General features: G+C 60.6%; 24 protein-coding genes and 2 pseudogenes. 17 read left to right on the forward strand and 9 right to left on the reverse strand.

The genetic code is table 11. The features are described 5' to 3' along the window. Positions 1-143 precede the first annotated feature (143 nt). Complete coding sequence (locus IG197_RS32585) at positions 144-1,169, forward strand: site-specific integrase (protein ID WP_371746617.1); 1,026 nt, start codon at positions 144-146, stop codon at positions 1,167-1,169. Between the two features lie 27 nt (positions 1,170-1,196). Here IG197_RS32585 and IG197_RS32590 read toward each other — a convergent pair whose 3' ends face one another. Together IG197_RS32590 and IG197_RS32595 are read right to left on the reverse strand one after the other, a co-directional pair. After that, the gene (locus IG197_RS32590; RefSeq protein WP_192321189.1) at positions 1,197-1,523 is read right to left on the reverse strand and encodes a helix-turn-helix transcriptional regulator; all 327 of its coding nucleotides are present in this window, start codon (positions 1,521-1,523) and stop codon (positions 1,197-1,199) included. Continuing rightward, complete coding sequence (locus tag IG197_RS32595; RefSeq protein ID WP_192321191.1) at positions 1,516-1,881, reverse strand: type II toxin-antitoxin system RelE/ParE family toxin; 366 nt, start codon at positions 1,879-1,881, stop codon at positions 1,516-1,518. The genes IG197_RS32590 and IG197_RS32595 overlap by 8 nt, the downstream gene beginning before the upstream one ends. A gap of 152 nt (positions 1,882-2,033) precedes the next feature. Here IG197_RS32595 and IG197_RS32600 point away from each other — a divergent pair, with 152 nt between their 5' ends. Next, complete coding sequence (locus tag IG197_RS32600) at positions 2,034-2,960, forward strand: recombinase family protein (protein WP_192321193.1); 927 nt, start codon at positions 2,034-2,036, stop codon at positions 2,958-2,960. A gap of 11 nt (positions 2,961-2,971) precedes the next feature. Here IG197_RS32600 and repC read toward each other — a convergent pair whose 3' ends face one another. The 3 genes from repC to repA all read right to left on the reverse strand — a co-directional run bounded on the left by repC (position 2,972) and on the right by repA (position 6,747). Then, positions 2,972-4,306 carry a plasmid replication protein RepC gene (gene repC, locus IG197_RS32605; protein WP_192321194.1) on the reverse strand — a complete coding sequence of 445 codons (1,335 nt, stop codon included), beginning with the start codon at positions 4,304-4,306 and terminating at the stop codon, positions 2,972-2,974. Between the two features lie 231 nt (positions 4,307-4,537). Further along, entirely contained in the window at positions 4,538-5,539 is a 1,002-nt protein-coding gene (gene repB, locus IG197_RS32610; RefSeq protein ID WP_192321196.1) for a plasmid partitioning protein RepB, read from the reverse strand. After that, on the reverse strand, positions 5,536-6,747 hold the full coding sequence (gene repA, locus IG197_RS32615; RefSeq protein WP_192321198.1) for a plasmid partitioning protein RepA: 1,212 nt from the start codon (positions 6,745-6,747) through the stop codon (positions 5,536-5,538). The genes repB and repA overlap by 4 nt, the downstream gene beginning before the upstream one ends. A gap of 360 nt (positions 6,748-7,107) precedes the next feature. Between repA and traI the strand changes: the two genes are divergently transcribed. Genes traI through IG197_RS32680 form a run of 12 tightly spaced genes read left to right on the forward strand, consistent with a single transcriptional unit; the run spans position 7,108 to position 16,612 of the window. Continuing rightward, on the forward strand, positions 7,108-7,740 hold the full coding sequence (gene traI / locus IG197_RS32620) for an acyl-homoserine-lactone synthase TraI (RefSeq protein ID WP_192321199.1): 633 nt from the start codon (positions 7,108-7,110) through the stop codon (positions 7,738-7,740). Continuing rightward, positions 7,737-8,708 (forward strand): P-type conjugative transfer ATPase TrbB, encoded by a 972-nt coding sequence (trbB, locus tag IG197_RS32625; protein WP_192321201.1) that lies wholly within the window; start codon positions 7,737-7,739, stop codon positions 8,706-8,708. Before traI ends, trbB begins: the two co-directional genes overlap by 4 nt. Further along, positions 8,698-9,105, forward strand: coding sequence for a conjugal transfer pilin TrbC (gene trbC, locus IG197_RS32630; protein WP_192321203.1), 408 nt, complete (start codon positions 8,698-8,700; stop codon positions 9,103-9,105). The genes trbB and trbC overlap by 11 nt, the downstream gene beginning before the upstream one ends. Beyond that, positions 9,098-9,397, forward strand: a complete 300-nt coding sequence (locus IG197_RS32635; RefSeq protein ID WP_192321205.1) for a conjugal transfer protein TrbD — start codon at positions 9,098-9,100, stop codon at positions 9,395-9,397. Before trbC ends, IG197_RS32635 begins: the two co-directional genes overlap by 8 nt. A gap of 10 nt (positions 9,398-9,407) precedes the next feature. After that, complete coding sequence (trbJ, locus tag IG197_RS36435; RefSeq protein WP_246765510.1) at positions 9,408-11,522, forward strand: P-type conjugative transfer protein TrbJ; 2,115 nt, start codon at positions 9,408-9,410, stop codon at positions 11,520-11,522. Next, positions 11,519-11,755, forward strand: coding sequence for an entry exclusion protein TrbK (trbK, locus tag IG197_RS32650; RefSeq protein ID WP_192321207.1), 237 nt, complete (start codon positions 11,519-11,521; stop codon positions 11,753-11,755). The genes trbJ and trbK overlap by 4 nt, the downstream gene beginning before the upstream one ends. Continuing rightward, entirely contained in the window at positions 11,749-12,939 is a 1,191-nt protein-coding gene (gene trbL, locus IG197_RS32655) for a P-type conjugative transfer protein TrbL (RefSeq protein WP_192321209.1), read from the forward strand. The genes trbK and trbL overlap by 7 nt, the downstream gene beginning before the upstream one ends. Positions 12,940-12,957: 18 nt before the next feature. Continuing rightward, entirely contained in the window at positions 12,958-13,620 is a 663-nt protein-coding gene (locus IG197_RS32660) for a conjugal transfer protein TrbF (RefSeq protein WP_192321211.1), read from the forward strand. Positions 13,621-13,639: 19 nt separating this feature from the next. Continuing rightward, positions 13,640-14,479 (forward strand): P-type conjugative transfer protein TrbG, encoded by an 840-nt coding sequence (trbG, locus tag IG197_RS32665; protein WP_192321290.1) that lies wholly within the window; start codon positions 13,640-13,642, stop codon positions 14,477-14,479. Beyond that, complete coding sequence (gene trbH / locus IG197_RS32670; protein WP_192321213.1) at positions 14,479-14,940, forward strand: conjugal transfer protein TrbH; 462 nt, start codon at positions 14,479-14,481, stop codon at positions 14,938-14,940. The genes trbG and trbH overlap by 1 nt, the downstream gene beginning before the upstream one ends. 12 nt (positions 14,941-14,952) lie before the next feature. Continuing rightward, positions 14,953-16,263 carry an IncP-type conjugal transfer protein TrbI gene (gene trbI, locus IG197_RS32675; protein ID WP_192321215.1) on the forward strand — a complete coding sequence of 437 codons (1,311 nt, stop codon included), beginning with the start codon at positions 14,953-14,955 and terminating at the stop codon, positions 16,261-16,263. A gap of 49 nt (positions 16,264-16,312) precedes the next feature. Further along, positions 16,313-16,612, forward strand: a complete 300-nt coding sequence (locus IG197_RS32680; protein WP_246765511.1) for a transposase — start codon at positions 16,313-16,315, stop codon at positions 16,610-16,612. On the opposite strand, the pseudogene IG197_RS37005 reads toward IG197_RS32680, so the two are convergent. Beyond that, positions 16,604-16,693, reverse strand: a pseudogene (locus IG197_RS37005) (IS3 family transposase); the annotation flags it as partial. The gene IG197_RS32680 and the pseudogene IG197_RS37005 sit on opposite strands and share 9 nt — an antisense overlap. Here IG197_RS37005 and IG197_RS32685 point away from each other — a divergent pair. Further along, on the forward strand, positions 16,692-16,988 hold the full coding sequence (locus IG197_RS32685; protein WP_192321219.1) for a hypothetical protein: 297 nt from the start codon (positions 16,692-16,694) through the stop codon (positions 16,986-16,988). The pseudogene IG197_RS37005 and the gene IG197_RS32685 sit on opposite strands and share 2 nt — an antisense overlap. Before the next feature lie 5 nt (positions 16,989-16,993). After that, positions 16,994-17,469 (forward strand): annotated as a pseudogene (locus IG197_RS36440) (FAD-linked oxidase C-terminal domain-containing protein). 153 nt (positions 17,470-17,622) lie between these two features. On the opposite strand, the gene IG197_RS32700 reads toward IG197_RS36440, so the two are convergent. From IG197_RS32700 to alr, 3 genes are read right to left on the reverse strand one after another with little or no spacing between them, the layout of a single operon-like run. Beyond that, the gene (locus tag IG197_RS32700) at positions 17,623-18,003 is read right to left on the reverse strand and encodes a RidA family protein (protein WP_192321225.1); all 381 of its coding nucleotides are present in this window, start codon (positions 18,001-18,003) and stop codon (positions 17,623-17,625) included. 39 nt (positions 18,004-18,042) lie between these two features. Beyond that, entirely contained in the window at positions 18,043-19,293 is a 1,251-nt protein-coding gene (locus IG197_RS32705; RefSeq protein ID WP_192321226.1) for a D-amino acid dehydrogenase, read from the reverse strand. 27 nt (positions 19,294-19,320) lie between these two features. Beyond that, positions 19,321-20,454: an alanine racemase gene (alr, locus tag IG197_RS32710; RefSeq protein WP_192321228.1), complete on the reverse strand. Its 1,134-nt coding sequence runs from the start codon at positions 20,452-20,454 to the stop codon at positions 19,321-19,323. Between the two features lie 122 nt (positions 20,455-20,576). Between alr and IG197_RS32715 the strand changes: the two genes are divergently transcribed. Next, complete coding sequence (locus tag IG197_RS32715) at positions 20,577-21,041, forward strand: Lrp/AsnC family transcriptional regulator (RefSeq protein WP_192321230.1); 465 nt, start codon at positions 20,577-20,579, stop codon at positions 21,039-21,041. Positions 21,042-21,454: the final 413 nt, after the last annotated feature.

Here is a 21,454-nt window from a genome sequence, read left to right on the forward strand (position 1 = left end):
TGAATCGGCTAATCCTTTGGAAACAAATGAACTCCAGTCTCGCGAAAAACGGTCAACTGACACAGAACACTGAAACTGGTCTCGAGCAGAACGCTGCTCCGTCTGAGAGCAGGGCTGCGGAGGGCGAGATTTCTAACGGCGCGATGGCTGGGCCGGCTTCCCCTGCCCTGCCCGCTCATCTGCAGGATCTCACCGATCGCGCCCGCGGTTATGTCGAGGCCGCGAGCTCGGCGAATACCCGCCGCGCCTATGCCGCCGACTGGAAGCATTTTACGGCCTGGTGCCGGCGCCAGAACCTTTCTCCCCTGCCCCCCGATCCGCAGGTCGTTGGCCTCTACGTCACCGCCTGCGCCTCCGGCAGTGCTGTTGGCACGTCAGCACGCGGCAGCACGCCGAACAGTGTCTCGACCATCGAGCGGCGCCTCGCCGCCATCGGCTGGAACTGCGCCCAGCGCGGCATGTCGCTCAATCGCAAGGATCGCGCCATCGCCACCGTGATGGCCGGCATCCGCAACAGGCACGCCGCCCCGCCCCGACAGAAAGAGGCTCTTCTGCCGGAAGATCTGATCGCCATGCTCGAGACGCTCGACCGCGGCTCCCTGCGCGGCCTGCGCGACCGCGCGATGCTGCTGATCGGCTTTGCCGGCGGCCTGCGCCGCTCCGAGATCGTCGGCCTCGACCTCGGCCGCGACCAGACCGAGGATGGACGCGGCTGGATCGAGATATCAGACAAGGGCATGCTGGTGACGCTGCGCGGCAAGACCGGCTGGCGGGAGGTAGAGATCGGCCGCGGTTCGTCCGACGCCACCTGTCCGGTTGTCGCCGTTGAGACTTGGATCAAGTTTGCCAAGCTCGCTCGAGGCCCGCTGTTTCGGCGCGTGACCGGCCAGGGGAAAAATGTTGGGCCCGATCGGCTCAATGACCAGGAAGTGGCTCGCCTCGTCAAGAAGGCGGCGCTGGCGGCCGGCGTGCGCGGCGATCTTCCGGAGATCGAGCGGGGGCTGAAGTTTTCTGGTCACTCACTGCGTGCCGGCCTCGCCTCGTCGGCCGAGGTCGACGAGCGCCATGTCCAGAAGCAGCTCGGCCACGCCAGCGCCGAAATGACCCGCCGCTACCAGCGTCGGCGCGACCGTTTCAGGGTGAATCTCACTAAAGCGGCCGGGCTCTAAAACACCCCTCCCCTACCGGTGGCACGGTCAGACCTTTGAACCGTGTCGGGAGCGCTCTGCGATGCTGGAAAGATCGACTTTCTTGCCCGCCACATCCGCGACGATCTTCAACGTGCCGCCGAGGGATTCGACATAATCGCGAAGCGTCGACAGCTTCATGTCGGCGCGCTTCTCCAGCCTCGAGACGTTGGTCTGCTTGAAACCGGTCCCGGCAGACACGTCTTCCTGCGTCCGCCCGGCGAGTGCCCGCAATTCACGCAGATTGTGCGCCGTGACAAGCTCGTCGGCACGCTTTGCAATGGCGCGCTGTTCGTCCTCAGGAAGCGTCTGTATCAGCTTATCGAGATCATCCATGTTTCTTCTCCAACTCGCTCAAATGCTCGTCGTACCGTTTGTCCGCCAGATCGATCAGGCGTTTGTAGAAGAGTTTCTGACTCACACTGCTCTTCGCGCCACCGCAGAGAACCACAGCCTTCCGCTCCGGATCGAAGGCAAAGGCGAACCGCCATTGCACCTTCAAGACCTTGACGCGCAGCTCTTTCATGTTCGCGTGTTTGGAGCCTTCGAGCGTATCGACCTCAGGTCGTCCCAGTCGAAAGCCCTTCTCGCGAAGCAGCACCAAATGCGCGAGCAACTCGACCCGAACATCGGCTGGAAGGTCTGTGATCTCGCCTTTGAAGCGGTCATGAAACTCGACCTTCCATTCCGTCATTTCATATCCTGAATGATATAGATACTTTGGGATATATAATCCACGTCTCCGCTCAAGGCAATAGCGGCTTCAGAAGCGCCAGCAACCGATCGGTTATCCGTATCCTCTTCATTTGGAAACCCGCTCAACTAACGACCTCTCAGACGCTCCAAATGACCGCTGACACGCAAAATCGCATTTCTCGTCGACCACAGGGCCGCCTGATCGGCTACGCACGCGTCTCGACGGAGGAGCAGGCAACGCACGCGCAAGAAATGGAACTGCGATCGGCCGGCTGCAGCGAGATCATCCAGGAGCACGGTTCGGGCGCTTCGCGAGCCAGACCAGCTCTTGCAAAGCTGCTGCGCGAGATCGTCGCCGGCGACACGCTCGTGGTGGTTCGGCTCGATCGTCTGGTACGATCCGTTAGCCATCTGCTCGAGGTGATCGAGGATCTGACTGCGAAGAACGCGCATTTTCGGTCGCTCTGCGATCCGATCGACACATCGACCCCGCAAGGAATGTTTTCGCTCCAGGTGCTCGGCGCCGTGGCGCAGCTCGAACGTGCCCTGATTTCCGAGCGAACGAAGGCAGGAATCAAGGCGGCAAAATCCAAGGGAAGGCTGCCCGGCAATCCCGGCATCCGGGAACGGCGTCCCAAGGCGCTGGCCAAGATGACTGCGGCGCAAAGAGCGGCGTACGGAGAACGCGTACAGGCAACGGCCAATCAATGGCTTCCTACCGTTCGGCGCATGCGGCCGGATCACACCTGGGACGACATCGCCCGCGTTTTGAACCAACGCGGCCTCGACTGGACGCCGGAGCGTCTTCGCCGCGCCGTGAAATGGATGGTCGCGGAGCGGATGGCCGATGCCGCATTGCTCCGCAAATCCCCTCCCCGCCTGCCCGAGGATCGGTTGATGACGCTGGTCGCCGGTATCCATTCGTCGAACCCGAACCTGACACTTCGCGAAATCGCGACCCAACTCGAACGATTGCACGAGCGCACCCCACGCGGCGGCTCGAAATGGTCGCCCTCGTCCGTGAAGAACCTCATCGATCGTGCACGCCGATCGGGACTGATCTCCAGCGCCGGGTAGCAGCGCGGCCTTCATCGCGATTTTGGCCTCTGCAGGCCCTTTAAGCTCTTCAACAGCGAATCCGACACCTGCAGCCGATCTCTGGCTTCGGCCGCATCATTCGATCGGTCCCTTTCCAAACTGCGATCATCGCTGGAGTTCTGCGCATCGAGCTTTGCCCGCAGCAAGGCCATGACCATCGGCCAGGTCGAGAACTGCCCCTCTTTGGCTCGATCCGTCAGGCTGCGCAAATAGCCGCCGGCGTTGTTGATCTGGCCGGCCTTCTGGTAGATCGCGGCAAGGGTGATCGCCGCATGCTGCTCGCCCATGGCTTCGCGGGCTTCCCGCCAAGCGCTCGGGCTGATCCCCAGCATCGGCCGTGCGATATCCGCCGCCGCCAGCAGGTCGCGCCAGTGCCGGATTGCCCCTCCTTGTGCCAGCTCCCTAATTTCCGGGCAGGCGTCCAGCACGATCCCTAATGGCAACTCCCGTTTCGGCAGGCTCCGCACATTGTCGATTTCTGCAACGGTGCCGCCCGCTTCTGCTCTTTCTCCAAAGCAGTATTCAGATTCAAAAGTAGAGTCTGGTTTTGAATTCTGTATGTGGCGACCGCAATGGGACTCATTGGCGTCCGCATTCTGAACTTTTGCGAAAGATTCCAACACGTCACGAATTTCTGAGCATAGGGCGTGAAGTTCAACGCAAATATCCTCGACGACCTGTCTGGGCGCTGACCGCGGCAGTCGGCTGACAATCGCCTGGTAGGCTAGCTGTATCCTACTCCAATTACCTGGAACTCGCTCCTCGACGCCAACTTCGATGAGCTTTACGATGTCCCGGCGAAGCAGTGTTAGCTGCTCCTTGGCAACCCGGAAAGCCTTCTTCTCAGCAAGGACGGCGTCAGCAATTTCGCGAAATTCTTGCGCACGGGCGACGATCGGCGAAAGATCGAAACCAAAAGCCTGCTCGATTTCTCCCCCCCTGCCCTTGCGGGCGAAGCGCTTGCCGTTGGGGCTGTCGCGACGAATGATCAGACCGCAATCTACTAGGACGGCGATGTGCCTGCGAAGCGTCGTTGGGGGCATGCCATTCGCCCGGGCAGCTAGTTGCTCATTCGACGGCCAGACGACAAGTTCTGCGTCAACGGCGAGTGTGGTTTCCGGATGGAATGACAGCAGGGCGTTGAGGATCGTGAGCGATCGGTCAGTCGCCCCGAGAGGCTCCTTGGCCTCTCGGATGCTTTGGAACACTTGCCACTTTTGGACAGCTGCTTCCGGCTTGACCGCTCTTACTGCGATTTGCCTTGAAATTTGGCCAAGCGTCATCGGCCGCCGCCCAAAAGGCGTCGTTACAACAGTCTCTCTCATGCCTTCGCCTTTAAGCGACGGACAAAGTCGGTTTGGACCGCGAGCTACGATGTTCGGATTTGACAGCCGAATCAGAGAGGGCTATTGTTTCTTCGCTACAAGGAACAAGGGCTCTCGAGTTGGTTTGCCGCTCGGGGGCCTTTCGCTTTTGTCGTTCTTCGCTTCCTTTCCTCTTTTATCCCGATCGAGCGGATCGGCACGCATGCACGAACCTTGGCAGCTGCCAAGATTTTATGAATCTCGACTCGCTTTGTAGCGCTCTACAAGAGCGGGTAATTCACTCCGAACAAACTCAGCGAATCCCGGCGCATGAGTGGGATCCACCGTTATCCGCACTTCGGATGACGTGAAATTCGCGGTCCCGAGTTTACTGCCGCTCGCATCCACAACGTTCACAGTTTCCAACTTTTTCCGCGTTTTCGCGGCAGCTGCGTTTAATGCCAGCACAAATCGGTCATCGGATTTAGAACCCTTGGCATCTGCCAAGGTTTTGCGCACTCGGTCGACAGCGTCGTCGTCAGAGCAGGCCTTTGCCAATGCAGTCCATCGTGTCCGTCCCGCCTTCGGCGCCCGGCCGATCGCTCTCATCACATCTTCCGGTACTATCCGGCAAACCGTTCTGAACCTTGCCAGTTCAGGGTCATCAACGGCCAAAGCCGCACGGATATCGCGAGCTTTGACGCCTGCCGTTTCCATCCCAGCCGCGAACAATGCTTTCTCTGCCCAGGTGAGATCCTGGCGCGCCGAATTCTCCATGCCTTGCGCGATGACAAGCTGCCGATCATCAAGACTTCCAACCTTGGCCTTGACCTTCAATCCAAGCTCGCGTGCGGCGCGCAGTCGTCGGTGTCCATAACTCACCTGATATCGAGCCGGGTCCGCAGGATGCCGCCGCACCAAAATAGGCATCATTTGTCCCTCTGAAGCGATAAGCAACTTGAAGGCTTCGAACGCCTCTTCATCGTCGTCAATCAGCCGGTCAGGGAATGGGGAAGGGTCGACCAATTCCGGATCGAGTTCCAGCTCGCCGCTCGCCTCGAGCTGGGCCTTCAACTCTTCCCTCTCCTCCCGCAATTCTGCGAGCGTGCGCTGTGTCGCACCTATCACCCCAGCAACACGCGAACTCGACGTTGTCGGCTCACTCGGAGCATTTTCTTGCTCTAACTCCCTCTGCTGTGGAGTGTAGGAGGCGAAGTTTGCGAGAATTGATTTCCGTCCGGGTTGCTTGCTCATGGCCTGCCCCAGCTTCGTTCAATCAAATCGACAATTCGCTGATTGACGGAGTCGATCGATTCTCTTGCGCGCTTGACCGTGTTCGCGCCAATGTTCCCTGGCTCCAGTTCATAGAGTGTCCGTTTGGCCAATCCCGCGGTCTCGACAGCACTGCTCTCCACAGCGGTTGGTGTCAAAACATCGTCTCCAAACAAGCTGCGCATCATACCGACGACATGCACCTGTGACTGGTCGTTAGGATCATGACGAGTGATGAGATAGCGAAGGAAGTCCTGCTGCATTTTCGCACCGGCGTCGCGAATGACGCCAATCAGGTCACCCATCATCAACAGGAACTGGCTCATCGACATGACGTCGAGCATGGCGGGGTGGACGGTCACGATGAGCCCTGTCGCGGCATAAATGGCGCCGAGGGTGAGGAACCCGAGGGAAGGGGGGGTATCCAGTACCACTACGTCGTAGTCGCTCTCCACTTCCTCGATGGCAAGCCGGAGCCGTTCAAAGAAGATTTCACCAGTGCCGATACGACGGTCAGCGAGAGCCCGAGGGGTCTCATGCTCATACTCCATCACCTCGATGTTGCCCGGAATCAGATCAATTCCCGCAAAATATGTCGGCCGAATGATGTCACGCATTGCGCGCCGATGCTCGTCGTAGCGCAGCGCTCCATAGATCGTCTCATTGTCATCGACGTCCATCTCCGGCTGGGCCCCAAACATCGCGGACAGTGATGCTTGAGGATCCAGGTCGATGGCGAGGACCCTGAACCCGTGTAGCGCGAGATAGTGCGCCAAGTGGGCGCTGGTTGTCGTCTTCGCGCTACCGCCTTTGAAGTTTGCAACCGCCAGCACCTGCAAATGTTCACCAGTGCGCCTGCGGGGCAAGAAGCGGCGGGCGTCGGACGGACGAGAATGCGCGAATATCTCGCGCAACTCGTTGATCTGCTCCAAGGTGTATGCTCGGTGATTGTTTTCAAGCCGCGCCGGGACTGGACCCTTGCCCTCGATTGACATCGTTCTCAGAGTCGATTCCGGGATGTTCGTGAGCTTGGAAACTTCATTTGTCAGGAAGTAGCGGAGCTGCTTCTGGGCGTTTGGCGGATACATTTGTTCGCGCCGGGCCTGCAACTCGGACGAGAGAGTTCTCGCGTGACGAATGATTTTGTCGGCGGGATCCTCGCCGATTTGTGCTCTCGCTAAGTTCGACATTGTTGCTACTGGACCTTTCTGACGGGCAAAGGCCGATCTAATGCCCTTTTGCCGTCAAAGATAGCGCATGATTCCAGCCGCGCGTCCAGCAGTTTAAGGTTAACGAAACCTTAACACATTTGGCTCTTACCCGTTTGAAACAGCGATTCACGTAACGATTCCCGTAGGTTAGCTAAACCACAGGGGTTAGCACCAATTTTCTCGATCTGCAGATCTGCATGTCTCATCCACATGTGCGAGGGCCTCATCAGCGTCACTAAACCGCGATTCGGCAGAATCACCGATATGCAGATCTGCACATAGCCACAGCCGAACCGTGGTGATTTCTATCGGCGCAAATCGATTCTCACGGAGGGGATCATGCGCTTGATTGCCGTTACGCCGGACCTCCACGGGCAGTATTCCGGCCTGCTCAAAGAGATGCATTGCCTTCGGGCAAATGTCTTCGGATCGCGCCTCGGCTGGGAGGTGACGACCACCGGCCACGGTGAACGGGACGAGTACGACGATCTTAGGCCCACCTATATCCTCGCCACCAAATCCGGCACGGTCTGCGGCTCGGCACGTCTCCTTCCCGCAACCGGCCCCACCATGCTGCAGGACACGTTTCCCCAGTTGCTGGAGGAGGGAGATTTGAAGGCCCGTGCCGGGATGATCGAAAGCTCGCGCTTTTGCGTCGACACCTCGCTTGAGGCGGGGAGGGAAGGGCACCTTCACCTTGCGACGCTAACCATGTTTGCCGGCATCATCGAGTGGTCGATGGTAAACGGCTACAGCGAGATCGTCACCGCGACCGACCTTCGCTTCGAGCGCATCCTGAAACGCGCCGGCTGGCCGATGACGCGACTGGGCAAACCTGTGGCGATCGGCAACACGATGGCGGTCGCAGGCAGCCTGCGGGCCGACTACGCAAGCTTCGAGCGCGTCCGACCGGCCGGTTACCGATCCTCCTTCTCCGGAATCGGTGCCGCCTCGGCCAGGAGCGCGGCATGACCCAGCTTCGTTCTCATTCCCGGCTTGTCCGCAAACTCCAGGACGCGCTTGGCGACCAGCTTTGCGTGGCCCTCGACGACGCGACCGTCGTCGAGATCATGCTGAACCCGGATGGGCGCCTGTTCATCGAACGGCTCGGCCACGGTGTCGCGCCGGCCGGCGAGATGACGCCCGCGGCCGCCGAGGTGGTCATCGGCAGCGTGGCGCATGCGCTGCAGTCGGAGGCCGATCACGAGCAGCCGATCATCTCCGGCGAGTTGCCGATCGGCGGCCATCGTTTCGAAGGCCTGTTGCCGCCTGTGGTTTCCGCACCAATGTTCACGATCCGCCGCCGCGCGTCACGGCTGATCCCGCTCGACGACTATGTGAAGAGCGAGATCATGACCGAGGCGCAGGCCTCGGTGCTCAGAAACGCAATCGCATCGCGCTTGAACATCGTGATCTCCGGCGGAACAGGCTCCGGCAAGACGACGCTTGCCAACGCCGTCATCGCTGAGATCGTCAAAACCGCGCCTGACGATCGCATGGTGATTCTCGAGGACACCGCCGAAATCCAATGCAAAGCCGAGAATGCGGTCCTGCTGCACACCAGCGACAGTGTCGATATGGCGCGGCTCCTCAAAAGCACGATGCGGCTCAGACCCGACCGGATCATCGTCGGCGAAGTGCGCGACGGGGCGGCGCTGACGTTGCTCAAGGCCTGGAACACCGGCCATCCCGGCGGCGTCACCACCGTTCACTCCAATACGGCGATGTCAGCTCTGCGGCGTCTGGAGCAGCTCACGGCCGAGGTGAGCCAGCAGCCGATGCGCGAGGTGATCGGCGAGGCGGTCGATGTCGTTGTCTCGATCGAGCGGAGCGGACGAAGCCGACGCGTCCGCGACGTCATCCATGTTGAGGGGTTCCGGGGCACGACCTATCAGACTGAACATTACGCCCAGATCGATGAGGATATCCATGCCGCCTAAGCGTCATCATGCATTGACCACATGCTTTACCGTTTTCCTGTTGTCGCTGATGCTGGTTTCGCCCGCGCTTGCCTCATCGGGCGGCGGCGGACTGCCTTGGGAAGGTCCGCTCCAGCAGATCCAGCAATCGATCACCGGCCCGGTCGCGGGCTTCATTGCGCTGGCCGCCGTCGCGATCGCCGGCGGCATGCTGATCTTCGGCGGCGAACTCAACGATTTTGCGCGGCGCCTTTGCTACATCGCGCTCGTCGGCGGCGTGCTGCTTGGGGCCACCCAGATCGTCGCCCTATTCGGAGCGACCGGCGCTTCGATCGGAAGCCTCGAGCCGGTGACGTCGGAAACCCCAACCACGCAGACCGCCGTCCTCGGCCGGGAAGGGGAGGGGGCTCATGGCTGAGACCGGCTCCAACCTCGTCCGCTCGCGCATCCACCGCGCCCTGTCGCGCCCCAATCTCCTGATGGGCGCCGATCGTGAACTCGTGCTGCTCTCGGGTCTTGCGGCCGTGATCCTGATCTTCGTCGTGCTCACCTGGTATGCGGCGATCTTCGGGATGGCGCTGTGGCTCGTGGCGATCGGCGGACTTCGCATCATGGCGAAAGCCGATCCGCTGATGCGCCGGGTCTATCTCCAGCACATATCCTACAGGTCCTGCTACCGCGCCACGTCGACGCCGTGGCGGCGCTATTGAGGCCGCGACCATGGTAGCTTTGAAGCCTTTCCGTCCGTCCGGACCCTCGTTTTCCGACCTCGTTCCCTATGCCGGGCTCGTCGACAATGGCGTCATGCTCTTGAAGGACGGCAGCCTAATGGCGGGCTGGTATTTCGCGGGACCGGACAGCGAAAGCTCGACGGAGGCCGAGCGAAACGAGGTCAGCCGCCAGATCAACGCGATCCTTGCCCGTCTCGGCTCCGGCTGGATGATCCAGGTGGAGGCGGTGCGCGTGCCGACGACCGATTATCCGGCCGAGGAGGATTGCCATTTCCCCGATGCGGTGACGCGCGCGATCGACGCGGAGCGGCGGGCGCATTTCGAACGAGAGAAGGGGCATTTCGAAAGCCGGCATGCGCTGATCCTGACCTGGCGGCCACCCGAACCGCGACGCTCCGGACTGACCCGCTACGTCTATTCGGATGCCGCCAGCCGCTCCACCACCTATGCTGACGGAGCGCTCGACGCGTTTTCGAGCTCGATCCGCGAGGTCGAACAGTATCTCGCCAATGTCATTTCCATCCGCCGCATGCTCACGCAGGAGGTCGAGGAGCGCGGCGGTTTGCGGACCGCGCGTTACGACGACCTCTTCCAGTTCATCCGTTTCTGTGTAACCGGCGAAAACCATCCCGTCCGCCTGCCCGACATTCCGATGTATCTCGACTGGCTGGTGACGGCCGAGTTGCAGCACGGGCTGACGCCGACCGTCGAGAACCGGTTTCTCGGCGTCGTGGCGATCGACGGCCTGCCGGCGGAAAGCTGGCCGGGGATCCTCAACGCCCTCGATCTAATGCCTCTCACCTATCGCTGGTCGTCCCGCTTCGTCTTCCTGGACGAACAAGAAGCGCGCGCCCGGCTGGAGCGCACCCGCCAGAAGTGGCAGCAGAAGGTTCGGCCCTTCTTCGATCAGCTCTTTCAGACGCAAAGCCGCTCGCTCGACCAGGACGCCATGCTGATGGTGGCCGAAACGGAGGACGCGATCGCGGAAGCGGCCTCTCAACTCACCGCCTATGGCTACTACACGCCCGTCATCGTCCTCTTCGACGACGAACAGACGCGTCTGCAGGAAAAGTGCGAGGCCGTCCGCCGCCTGATCCAGGCGGAAGGGTTCGGCGCCCGGATCGAGACGCTCAATGCGACCGACGCCTTTCTCGGCAGTCTTCCCTGGTGCCGTGCCTATCTCGCCGAATTCCGCGCAACCGCGCTGATCAAGCGGATCGCGATGCGCTTCGCCTCGAACACGGGGCCGACTGGCCTCTTCACTGGCTGCAGCAAAGGGGGATTGCCCATGCGCAAACATATCTTCACAGCGCCTGATCGGCGCACCGCCGTTGCCGCTTTGGCCATTGCGGCGGTCGCGTCAGTTTCGATCCCCGTCCCAGTCCGGGCGGGTGGCGTCACCGGCGAGGCGACGGAGTTCACCCAGCTCGCCAACAATGCCGAGCTGATCTCGCTGGTCGGCAAATCGGCCGAGCAGGTGAACAACCAGATCACCCAGATCAATCAGCTGGCCGAGCAGATCCAGAACCAGTTGAGGATCTACGAGAACATGCTGCAGAACACGGCGCAGCTGCCGGCCCATGTCTGGGGTCAGGTCGAAAGCGATCTCAACCGGCTTCAGAGCATCGTCGGGCAGGGGCAGGGCATCGCGTTCTCGATGGGCAATATCGACGATACGCTCAAGCAGCGGTTCCAGAGCTATGCCGAGATGAAGAGCAGCCTGCCCGACCAGGCGAATTTTTCGACGACCTATCAGTCCTGGTCCGACACCAACCGGGACACGATCGCCGGCACGCTGAAGGCCGCCAATCTCACGGCCGAGCAATTTTCCAGCGAAGAGAGCACGATGTCGTCGCTGCGCACGATGTCCGAAAGCGCCGACGGCCAGATGAAGGCGCTCCAGGTGGGCCACGAGATCGCCACTCAACAGGTGGCGCAGATGCAGAAGCTGCGCGGCCTCGTCTCGCAACAGATGACCATGATGGGGACCTGGTATCAGTCGGAACAGGCGCAAAAGGACTTGGCCCAGGCGCGGCGCGAACAGTTCTTCAACGCGCCCGAGATCGACATGCGCGGCGGCCAGACGATGGAGCCGCGCTGGTGAGCCCGCGTCTGATCATCGCCCTTGCCTTCGCGGCCATTGTGCTTGGCGCCGGATTGAGCTGGATACTGATCCAGCCTCAGGCCGTCGCCCACTCTGGCGTCGGTGCCGGCGCCAGCGCATCGGCCACGCATCCCGTCTCCGACGCCGAGCGGCGACAATATCGGGAAAAATTCTTCAGCGGCGACCCGAAGCGCGACGTGCGCGGCGGACAGGAAATGAAACCCCGATGGTGATCGTCCGCCCCTGCCGCAAACTCGAACTCGTCTTCGTCGCCATCGGCCTTGTGCTGCTGGCGAGCGCGCCGGCCCTTGCGCAGCAGGGTGCGGTCCTCACCACCCTTGAGAACCAGGTTTCCGCGGCGGCCAAGGGGTGGGAAACGACCATCATGAACGCGGCGAGATCGCTGTTCTGGATTCTCGCCGGCATCGAGGTCGGGATTGCCGCTGTCTGGCTTGCCATCAATGCCGCCTCGCTCGACGCCTGGTTCGCGGAACTCGTCCGCCGCATCCTCTTCATCGGGCTTTTCGCCTTCGTTCTCGATCAGGGTCCGGCACTCGGCAGGGCGATCGTCGACAGCCTCTACCAGATCGGCGCCGGCGGCGGGTCGGCCTCACCTGCCAATATCTTCGACGCTGGCATTCGCGTCGCCTCGAAAATGTCGGAGCAGGCGAAGTTCGGTGTCTTCGAGGACAATGCGCTGGCGATCGCCGCCGTCTTCGCCATGATCGTGGTGGTCGTCTCCTTCTCGCTGGTTGCCGCGATCTTCGTCGCCGTCATGGTGGAGATGTATATCGGCCTGCTTGCCGGCATGATCATGCTCGGGCTTGGCGGTTCCTCATACACGAAGGATTTCGCGATCCGCTATCTCGTCTATGCTTTCAGCGTCGGCATGAAGCTGATGGCGCTGGTGATGATCGCCAAGATCGGTTCCGACATCCTGCTGGGCCTGGCCGAAGCCCCGACCGCGACCTCCGACCAGTTCATCACGACGCTCGCGATCGCCGGGATTTCCGTGGTGGTGTTCGTCATCGCCATGTACGTGCCGCCGATCATCCAGGGCGTGGTACAGGGCGCGTCGGTCTCCGGCGGCATGGAGGCGATCCGCCACGGCGGGCAGGCGGCCTCGTTTGCCGCGGGTGCTGCCTTCCTCACCGTCGGCGCCGCAAACCGGGGTTACCAGGCAGCGGGTGCGGCAAGGGCCGGTGGAGCCTCGCTTGCGGGTGCGGCGCTGAAGGGAATGGAAGCCGGTCTCGGCGGGGCAGCTGGCGCCGTCGGATCGGCGGCGAAGGAAAAGACGATCGCGTCACCCGGCGCTTACGCCGGCTCATTGCTCGGTCTTGCCAACGCCAAGCTCGATAATGCGAAGAAACCCGGCAAGCCGGTGACATCGCCGCCGCCCCTCCATGAAAACACCTGATCGAAAGCCGACGCCCGCATGTCTCACCGCATTCCGCCCGATAACCCCTATCTTGCCGCCCGCAACGAATGGAACGAGCGCTACGGCTCCTATGTGAAGGCGGCGTCTTCATGGCGCATCGTCGGCATCACCGGCATGGTCATGGCAGTGATCGGCTTTTCCTATGCGCTTTATCAGAGCACCGAGGTCAAGCTCGTCCCCTATATCGTCGAGGTCGACAAGCTCGGCTCGGCGGTCACCGCCGGTTTGCCGCAACAGATCGAGTATGCCGACCCGCGCGTGGTACGCGCCACCCTGGCCGGCTTCGCGTCGAACTTCCGGTCCGTGACCCCCGACGCCGTCGTCCAGAAGCGCTATATCGACCGGACCTATGCGCTGCTTCGAACCTCCGATCCGGCGACCGAGAAGATCAATGCCTGGTTCCGATCGAACTCGCCCTTCGAAAAGGCGAAGAGCGCAACGGTCGCCATCGAGGTCAACAATGTGGTGGCGCTCTCGAACCAGTCCTATCAGATCGACTGGACCGAGTTCGAACGCGACCGCAAGGGCAAGGAAACAGCCCAGCGCCGCTTTCGCGGCATCGCCACGGTGACGCTCACCCCGCCCCAGGACGAGGCGGTCATTCGTCTCAACCCGATCGGTCTCTATCTCCGCGACTTCGACTGGACAGCACAGCTTTGAAAGGCCGGCCCACATGAATATGACAACGACCATCCGCCGCGCCGGACCGATGCTTGCGCTGGCAAGCGGCCTGATCCTCGCCGCCGCCATATCCCCGGTTGCGCTTGCCGCTGACGTCTCCGCCAACGAAGCGAAGGGGATCGACATTTCCGGCAAGTGGCGGGGACACCGCGGCCTGGTGACGAGGGGCGATGACGGCAAGGTCGTCTTTCTCTATGGCGAGGTCCAGCCCTCGGTCGTCTGCTCACCCTTGCAGGTCTGCGATATCGAGCTGCAGCCGGGAGAGGTAGTGCGAGACGTGCTCGTCGGCGACACGGTGCGCTGGAAGGTCGAACCTGCGACATCGGGGGCTGCCGGCGGCCAGGCGATCCATCTGATCGTCAAGCCGTCAGAGCCAGGCCTTGTCACCTCCATGGTGGTGACGACCTCTCGGCGCACCTACCATATCCAGCTCAAATCCCATCCGACCCAATATATGGCACGCGTAGGCTTCGAATATCCCGAGGACGTGTCGGCCAAACTCGCAGACATCAATGCGAGACTGGAGGCGAGCACCATTCCTGGCGCCGGCATCCCCCCGGAGCGGCTGAGTTTTGCCTATTCCGTCTCGGGCAGCGCCGGCTGGCGGCCGACGCGCGTCTATAGCGACGGCGAGAAGACCTACATCCAGTTTCCGCGCAGGATCTCTGGCGAGGATGCGCCGGTTCTGTTCGTCGTTTCCGGTGGGCAGAACCGGATCGTCAATTACCGGATGAAGAACGACATGATGATCGTCGACTACAATGTCGACCGCGCTGTGCTCGTCTCGGGTGTCGGCTGGAGACAGCAGAAGGTCACGATCAGACGAGGAGGGCGGTGATGCGCATCCTCCTTCCCCGCCTCCTCCGCAGCTTAGCCTCGGCTTGCACCCTCGTCCTCCTCCTTTCCGGATGCCAGTCGTCGGGGGTCGGCGGGCTTTTGGAGAGCGACGCGCGGCCGTACATCTCCGGTCCGGCGGCAAGTGCGATCGCCGGCGACATGGTGAGCCAGCTCGCCGAACAGATCGGACCGGGCAAGGCGACGATTGTACTGAAACCCGATGGCTCGCCCTTCGGACAGGCGCTGGAAGCGGCGCTGAAAGGCTGGGGCTATGCCGTCGTCACCGACCAGAAGACGGATCAAGGCACAAACGTCATTCCGCTCGCCTATGTGGTCGTGCCCTTCGAGGGACAGGTGCTCGCCCGGCTCTCGACCGATACGGTCGAACTCGGACGCGCCTATGCGATAACGGCCAACGGTGCTGCGCCGGCAAGCGCGCTTTCGCTCCTGAAACGCGGTTGAGGGGAGGATACCATGGTACAGTCCCTCAAACTTGGCGCCGCCGCCAACGAGCAGGCGCAAACGGGCATGCGCCGGATCAATCGTCTGCCGATCGTCATCGTGATCGTGCTGGTGACCGCCTTCCTCGGCATCATCTTCTACGGGCTTTCCACGCGCGGACTGTTCTTCAACAAGGATGCGGGCCTGGAGACCAGCAGCGGAACGCCCGCCTCGACCTTCGCCGATCAGATAAAGCGCGGTGTCACAGACGGCATCATTGGCGATCCCGAACAGCAGATGACGTTCCAGCCGACGCCGGTCGAGAAAAGCGATGACAAATCCGCCAATCCCTTTGTGGCGCAACCGGCGAGCAAGGAAGAGACACCAAAGACGCAGGAACTCGAACCGCAGGCGGTCTGGCGGGCGCGTCTGCAGCGTGAGCAACAGGAGCAATATCTACGCGAGCGACAACGGCAGCGTATGGCACGGCTGCAGGCGAGCGATGCCGCCTATGACGCCCCGATCGCGATCGACCGCGGCAAGCTGCAGACGAATGCGAAATCAAGCGATCAGGCATCGGCCGACAAGAGCACAGTGGCGTCGAACACCAGCGCCGCCTTGCCCGACCTTTATGCCACAGCACTCCAGAACGGCCTGACCGGCCAGGACGCCGATCAGAATGGCCAACGCTCGAAAGAGGATTTCTTCAACAGCGATCTCAAGGAGCTCGGCTATCTGCCCAATCGCGTCGTGCCGCAACAATCGCTCTTTGAGCTGAAGCGCGGTTCGGTGATCCCGGCGACGCTGATCACGGGCGTCAATTCGGACCTTCCGGGCCGCATCACGGCGCAGGTCAGCCAGAACGTCTATGACAGCGCCACCGGCCACCGGCTGCTGATCCCGCAAGGCGCCAAACTGTTCGGCCGATATGACAGCAAGGTTTCGTTCGGGCAAAGCCGCGTTCTGGTTGTCTGGACTGACCTGATCTTCCCGAACGGCTCAACACTGCAAATCGGCGGCATGGCCGGCACGGATGCCGAGGGATATGGCGGCTTCCATGACAAGGTGAACAACCATTACTTCCGAACTTTCGGTTCGGCGGTGCTAATCGCGCTGATCGGGACAGGCATCGATGCCTCGATGCCTGAAAGCTCGACCCTGGCGACACAAGAGACGGCCTCGGATGCCGCAAGGCGGAATTTTGCGGAAAGCTTCGGGCGCGTCGCCGAGCAGACGATCAGCCGGAACCTCAATGTTCAGCCCACGCTGGAGATCCGGCCCGGATACAAGTTCAACGTCGTGGTCGATCAGGACATGGTGTTTCCTAGCTCATACAGGAATTGATCATAAGCGCGAATTTCCGTGCACCTTTTGTCCTTGAGTGCCGTGCTGCATGAAGTGTCCACCTAACGGAGATGGACACCAAGTGATTGAGAGTGATGAAGGTCGGCTGGTTATCCGGCGGATTTTGCGAAACGGCGGACAGCGGCATGACGCAGCGTCGGAGGCACGCCTTGTTGCGGCGAGCCTCGAGCCGGCTGCGTCGGTTTCGCGGATTGCACTGGACCACGGTATCAATGCCAACCTTTTGAGGAAATGGATCAAGCAAGCAAGAGAGGCTGGTCGTAAACGTCGGCCCTCGGCATCGGCGTTTTGGCCTACTGCCGGGTTTTCGGACACCGAGTTAAGCTAATCCGACCTTGTTTTCAAATTCCATCGGGCTGAGATAGCCCAGTGTCGAATGGCGTCGCTTCGGATTGTAGAAGCGCTCGATGCTCGGCATCATTACCCGAGCGGTTCTCCGCCTGGTCGAATTGGAACCGGCAAGAGCTGTCGCCTTGCTGTTGGTTCAAGATGTTGCTGCTGCGCGCCAAGTGTTCCGATCTTTGGAGCGCAAGAAAGGTCTCGCCGCTATCGAGGGGATGTGGCCAGACTATTGGAGATTCGCTAAGCAAGTGACAGGTCTTGATCCCTTGCAAAAGATCCCGGTCAACGACCAACTCGTCCTTCTGGTAAAACCCGCGGATGGGAGGGGACTGCGCTGTCCAACGCACTTCTTGCCGGTCTGAAGGCAATGGCAGAGCGAGGAGTGATTCTTGATAGGGTGGTCGCCCAATCCGAATCTCAAGCGAACGACTTCTGGGCTCTGCGCGAGGCCAATACGGAACTCTTCCGTTACTTTCCAACACTTCACGGTTTCGATATCAGCATTGGCGTGAGCGAGACGGAGACGTTGCTGAGAACGATCAGCAGCGTACTCGGGCCAAAGCGCGAAACCTTGTGGTTCGGTCATTTGGGAGATGGAAACTGCACTTGTCCGTGAGCAGCGCTGAATCTGACCTCGATCAAGAGATCGAGATTGCCGTCTATGGAGCCGTTCGAGAGCTGGGGGGCTCGGTTTCTGCAGAACATGGGATCGGGTCCGACAAGCTGCCGTGGCTCCGGTACAGCCGAAACGGATCCGAAATCAAACTGATGCAGTCCATTCGAGAACTGATCGATCCCAACGGAATCATGAATCCCGGTCGTACTATTCCGATGGAACAGTGAAAGTCTGGCAGGCCAGAAGGCACGCGACGCAGGACAGATACAGGGGAAGCTTCAAACCGGATTGCGCATCGCTTGCGTCAACTTATTATACAGGTGACACAAGCGTGAATTGGAACGTTGCCGATCGTGATTTGGCAAATCTTGGCTAGTGCCTTACGGCAGAGCAAGGACTGCTTCGATCTCAACCTTAGCACCCTTCGGCAGGGCTGCGACTTCATAGCATGCTCTAGCGGGATACGGCTTCCTGAAGAAGGTGGAATAGACACGATTCACGTCTGCGAATTGTCCTATGTCGGTAAGGAGAACTGTCGTCTTTACTGTCGCTGCCAGATCCGTTCCGGCGGCCTTTGCAATCGCTTCGATATTGCGAAGGCACTGCTCTGCCTGAACAACTGGGTCATCGGATTTGAATTCACCGGTCGAAGGATCGATTGGAAGCTGACCCGAGACAAACAGGAGATTTCCAACCCTGATTGCCTGCGAGAATGGGCCAACGGCACCGGGAGCATCAGTTGTAGAGATTTCAGTCAGCATTTGCGTCTCCTGCGTTTGTAAGGTTTGAATGACGATGAATCAGGCGTAGCGGCTGATCGCGAGGTCGGTTGCATCGATTTCAGCCTTGCGGCCGCTGACCAGATCGCTGATGACGCGGGCGGAGCCGCAGCTCATCGTCCAGCCGAGCGTGCCGTGGCCAGTGTTGAGGAACAGTCCCTGGACTTTTGTCGGACCGATAACGGGTGTGCCATCCGGCGTCATTGGACGAAGACCGGACCAGAAGAGCGCCTGGGACACGTCCCCACCGGGGAAGAGATCGGTTACGGAATGCTCGAGCGTGCGGCGGCGGGTAGCACCGAGGTCGTTGGTATAGCCTGAGATTTCGGCCATACCGCCGACGCGGATGCGGTCGCCGAGGCGGGTGATGGCGATCTTATAGGTTTCGTCCATGACGGTCGATTCCGGTGCGCGGGTGGCATCCGTGATCGGGATCGTCAGGGAGTAACCCTTGACCGGATAGACCGGTAGCTTGATGCCGACCTGCTTGAGCAGCAACGGCGAATAGCTCCCGAGCGCCACGACCACGGCATCGCCGTGCACCGGCGCTCCGTCCGTCACGATGCCACGTACGCGGCCGCTTTCGATGTCGAAGCCCTTGACGGTGGTGCCATACCGGAACCAGACGCCAAGTGCCGCGGCCTTTTCGGCCAGCGCATTGGTGAACTTGAAGCAGTCTCCTGTTTCGTCCTTTGGCGTCAGCAGACCCCCGACGATCTTTTCGCGGACGTGCCGGAGAGCCGGTTCAACCCGAATGCAGCCATCCGGATCCAGAACTTCATATGGGATGCCGTCTGCGGCAAGCGCCTTCACGTCCTTGGCGGAAGCGTCGAGCTGGTCCTGCGTGCGGAAAAGCTGCAGCGTTCCCTGCATGCGCTCGTCATAGGCAAGGCCCGTTTCCTCGCGCACGGCGGCAAGAGCCGTCCGGCTGTAGTCGGCGAGGCGGAGCATGCGGCTCTTGTTGATCGCGTAGCGCTCCGTGGTGCAGTTCGCCAGCATCTTGAACATCCACGACAGCATGGCCATGTCGAGTTTCGGACGCAGGATCAGCGGCGCGTGTTCCATGAACAGCCACTTCATGGCTTTCAGCGGAATACCGGGTGCGGCCCAGGGGGAGCAATAGCCGAACGATACTTCGCCGGCATTGGCGAAGCTTGTTTCGAGTGCCGGGCCGAGCTGGCGGTCAACGACGATGACCTCATGTCCGGCCTTCGCGAGCTGATAGGCGGACGTCACGCCGACTACGCCGGCGCCAAGTACGATGACTTTCATGAATGCCTCAATGACGGAAGAGAATTGTTAGCGGTATTGGCGACGGTAGCGATGGCCGAGACTGGTCAGCATTTCGTAGGAGATCGTTCCGGCGTCTGCCGCCAGCATCTCCAGCGTCTGGCTCGGGCCGATGACTTCGACCAGGCTGCCCAGTGAAAGCGTGCCGGCGGGCAGGGCGGAAATATCGATCGTTATGCTGTCCATCGATACGCGGCCGACGATCGGCAGGCGCACGCCATTGTAGTAGACGGCGCCGCGATCGCTGAGGCTGCGCGGCAGCCCGTCGGCATAGCCGGCAGCAAGCGTCGCAAGCCGTGCCTCGGTCTTGGTAACATGTGTTGCGCCATAGCCGACCCGAGCCTCGGCGGGAACGGTCCGGGTCTGGATCACCGCCACGTCGAGGCGGACAACTGGTTCCATCGAATTGGTTCCGCCGTTGTTCGGCGCGCCGCCATAAAGGACGATACCAGGGCGAACGAGCGTGCCGTGATATTCGCTGCCGAGGAAGACACCGCCTGAATTGGCAAAGCAGACGCTGAATGCAGGAAACTCTTCAGCGATCTGGCGCATTTCCGAGAGCTGGTCGCCGTTCTGCTGGCTATCTGCGTCGTCGGCCGAGGCCAGATGGCTCATGATAAACAGGATTTCGATGTCCTGATTGTTACGCAGTTCTTCGGCCAGAAGGGCGCGTTCTTCCGGCGGAAAGCCCAGCCGCGACATGCCGGTGTCGAATTGCAGTACGGCGGGCAGACGATGACTGAGCGCGCGTGCGGTCGCGGTCCATCGGTGCAGCTGTTCCATCGAGTTCAGCACCGGAATGATGCCGGCCTCCGCAGCTGGTGGTTCGTTGCCCGGCTGAAGACCGTTGAGGACAAAGATGCGGGCTTCCTCGGAAAGGTGTGGCTTGATCTCGGTCGCCTCGCAGAAGTGAGCGACGAAGAAATGCCGGCAGCCGGCGGCAAAAAGCGTGGCTGCGACTTTCGTGGCGCCTAGTCCGTAGGCGTCGGCCTTGATCACTGCGGCCGCCTTCGCCGGGGAAACCGAGGCGGAAAGCTTCTCGTAGTTACGGCGGAGGCCGCCGAGATCGATGGTAAGATAGCCGGATGCTCCAACTGCACTCGTCATCTCGCGAATGCAGAAGTGCGGAATCACACTGTTCATGCCTTGCCCTCGTTTCCAGAAGTCTATTGAAACGATTGACAAATTTCCTGCCACTGTGCAGTTTATTATTGCCTATTTGTCCATACTCCGCAATTATCAGCGAGTTTTTGGAATATTCTGCAATGTCCTCAATCGACGCGATCGACCGAAACATTTTGCGGTTCCTTCGACTGAACGCTCGCATGAGCAATGTCGATCTCGCTGCCGAAGTGGGGCTTTCCCCCTCCGCGTGCTTGAGACGAATAAAAAACTTGGAACATGCCGGGATCATCCGCGGCTACACGACACTAGTCGATGCGTCGAACGCAGAGGCTACAATCGCCGTCATCATCAACATCACTCTAGAAAAGCAGACCGAAGACTATTTGGATCGCTTCGAAGCTGCCGTCCGAAAGCACCCAGAGGTCCGCGAATGTTATTTGATGACTGGCGGCTCGGACTACTTTCTTCGGGTGGACGTCGCGAATGCGGGCGAGTTTGAAGGCATTCATAAAGAAATCCTATCGAAGTTGCCCGGCGTCCAGCGGATTCATTCCAGTTTCTCAATCCGCAATGTATTGGCAAACCAAGATCGAAACCGACGTTGAATTCTGGAGACCCGCCCAGGCAACTTCTCGAAGGGCCTCCTTTGGCACGACAAAAGCGTAGTGCGGGCAGGTCACCATTGGATGCTGCTGACTATGACAAGCAGAAAATGCGTGATGTCAGAGCTCGCTGACAGAGCTGGTCACAACCCGGTCTATCTGCCCGACGTATCAGTTGGAGTACGGCGTCCGCCATTTGAGCAGAATTCGACTACAGCGCTCACGAACTGCCTAATCATCGGTACATGGCGGCGAGCGTCCCACGCAACGCTGATCTCAAAACTCGCGTGAGGATCGGAGATCGGAACCGCGACAATGTCTGGAGGAAACACGTCTTGGATAGCCGCACCGTAGAGCGTGATTCCGCGCTGAAGGGATACGAGTCGCAGAAGCACGGGTATGCCGTCTGTCTCCGA

The sequence above is a fragment of the Aminobacter sp. SR38 genome, assembly GCF_014843375.1.
In the GTDB taxonomy this organism is placed as follows: domain Bacteria; phylum Pseudomonadota; class Alphaproteobacteria; order Rhizobiales; family Rhizobiaceae; genus Aminobacter; species Aminobacter ciceronei.

Coding starts and splice junctions, on each gene's coding strand:
- IG197_RS32595 (WP_192321191.1), bottom strand. CDS start 1,881: ATGACGGAATGGAAGGTCGAGTTTCATGACCGCTTCAAAGGCGAGATC.
- trbB (WP_192321201.1), top strand. CDS start 7,737: ATGACCCAGCTTCGTTCTCATTCCCGGCTTGTCCGCAAACTCCAGGAC.
- IG197_RS32600 (WP_192321193.1), top strand. CDS start 2,034: ATGACCGCTGACACGCAAAATCGCATTTCTCGTCGACCACAGGGCCGC.
- IG197_RS32590 (WP_192321189.1), bottom strand. CDS start 1,523: ATGGATGATCTCGATAAGCTGATACAGACGCTTCCTGAGGACGAACAG.
- trbH (WP_192321213.1), top strand. CDS start 14,479: ATGCGCATCCTCCTTCCCCGCCTCCTCCGCAGCTTAGCCTCGGCTTGC.
- trbC (WP_192321203.1), top strand. CDS start 8,698: ATGCCGCCTAAGCGTCATCATGCATTGACCACATGCTTTACCGTTTTC.
- IG197_RS32705 (WP_192321226.1), bottom strand. CDS start 19,293: ATGAAAGTCATCGTACTTGGCGCCGGCGTAGTCGGCGTGACGTCCGCC.
- repB (WP_192321196.1), bottom strand. CDS start 5,539: ATGAGCAAGCAACCCGGACGGAAATCAATTCTCGCAAACTTCGCCTCC.
- IG197_RS32715 (WP_192321230.1), top strand. CDS start 20,577: ATGTCCTCAATCGACGCGATCGACCGAAACATTTTGCGGTTCCTTCGA.
- repC (WP_192321194.1), bottom strand. CDS start 4,306: ATGAGAGAGACTGTTGTAACGACGCCTTTTGGGCGGCGGCCGATGACG.
- traI (WP_192321199.1), top strand. CDS start 7,108: ATGCGCTTGATTGCCGTTACGCCGGACCTCCACGGGCAGTATTCCGGC.
- IG197_RS32660 (WP_192321211.1), top strand. CDS start 12,958: ATGTCTCACCGCATTCCGCCCGATAACCCCTATCTTGCCGCCCGCAAC.
- IG197_RS32685 (WP_192321219.1), top strand. CDS start 16,692: ATGCTCGGCATCATTACCCGAGCGGTTCTCCGCCTGGTCGAATTGGAA.
- trbL (WP_192321209.1), top strand. CDS start 11,749: ATGGTGATCGTCCGCCCCTGCCGCAAACTCGAACTCGTCTTCGTCGCC.
- trbJ (WP_246765510.1), top strand. CDS start 9,408: ATGGTAGCTTTGAAGCCTTTCCGTCCGTCCGGACCCTCGTTTTCCGAC.
- IG197_RS32635 (WP_192321205.1), top strand. CDS start 9,098: ATGGCTGAGACCGGCTCCAACCTCGTCCGCTCGCGCATCCACCGCGCC.
- IG197_RS32700 (WP_192321225.1), bottom strand. CDS start 18,003: ATGCTGACTGAAATCTCTACAACTGATGCTCCCGGTGCCGTTGGCCCA.
- repA (WP_192321198.1), bottom strand. CDS start 6,747: ATGTCGAACTTAGCGAGAGCACAAATCGGCGAGGATCCCGCCGACAAA.
- IG197_RS32680 (WP_246765511.1), top strand. CDS start 16,313: ATGAAGTGTCCACCTAACGGAGATGGACACCAAGTGATTGAGAGTGAT.
- IG197_RS32585 (WP_371746617.1), top strand. CDS start 144: ATGGCTGGGCCGGCTTCCCCTGCCCTGCCCGCTCATCTGCAGGATCTC.
- trbG (WP_192321290.1), top strand. CDS start 13,640: ATGACAACGACCATCCGCCGCGCCGGACCGATGCTTGCGCTGGCAAGC.
- alr (WP_192321228.1), bottom strand. CDS start 20,454: ATGAACAGTGTGATTCCGCACTTCTGCATTCGCGAGATGACGAGTGCA.
- trbI (WP_192321215.1), top strand. CDS start 14,953: ATGGTACAGTCCCTCAAACTTGGCGCCGCCGCCAACGAGCAGGCGCAA.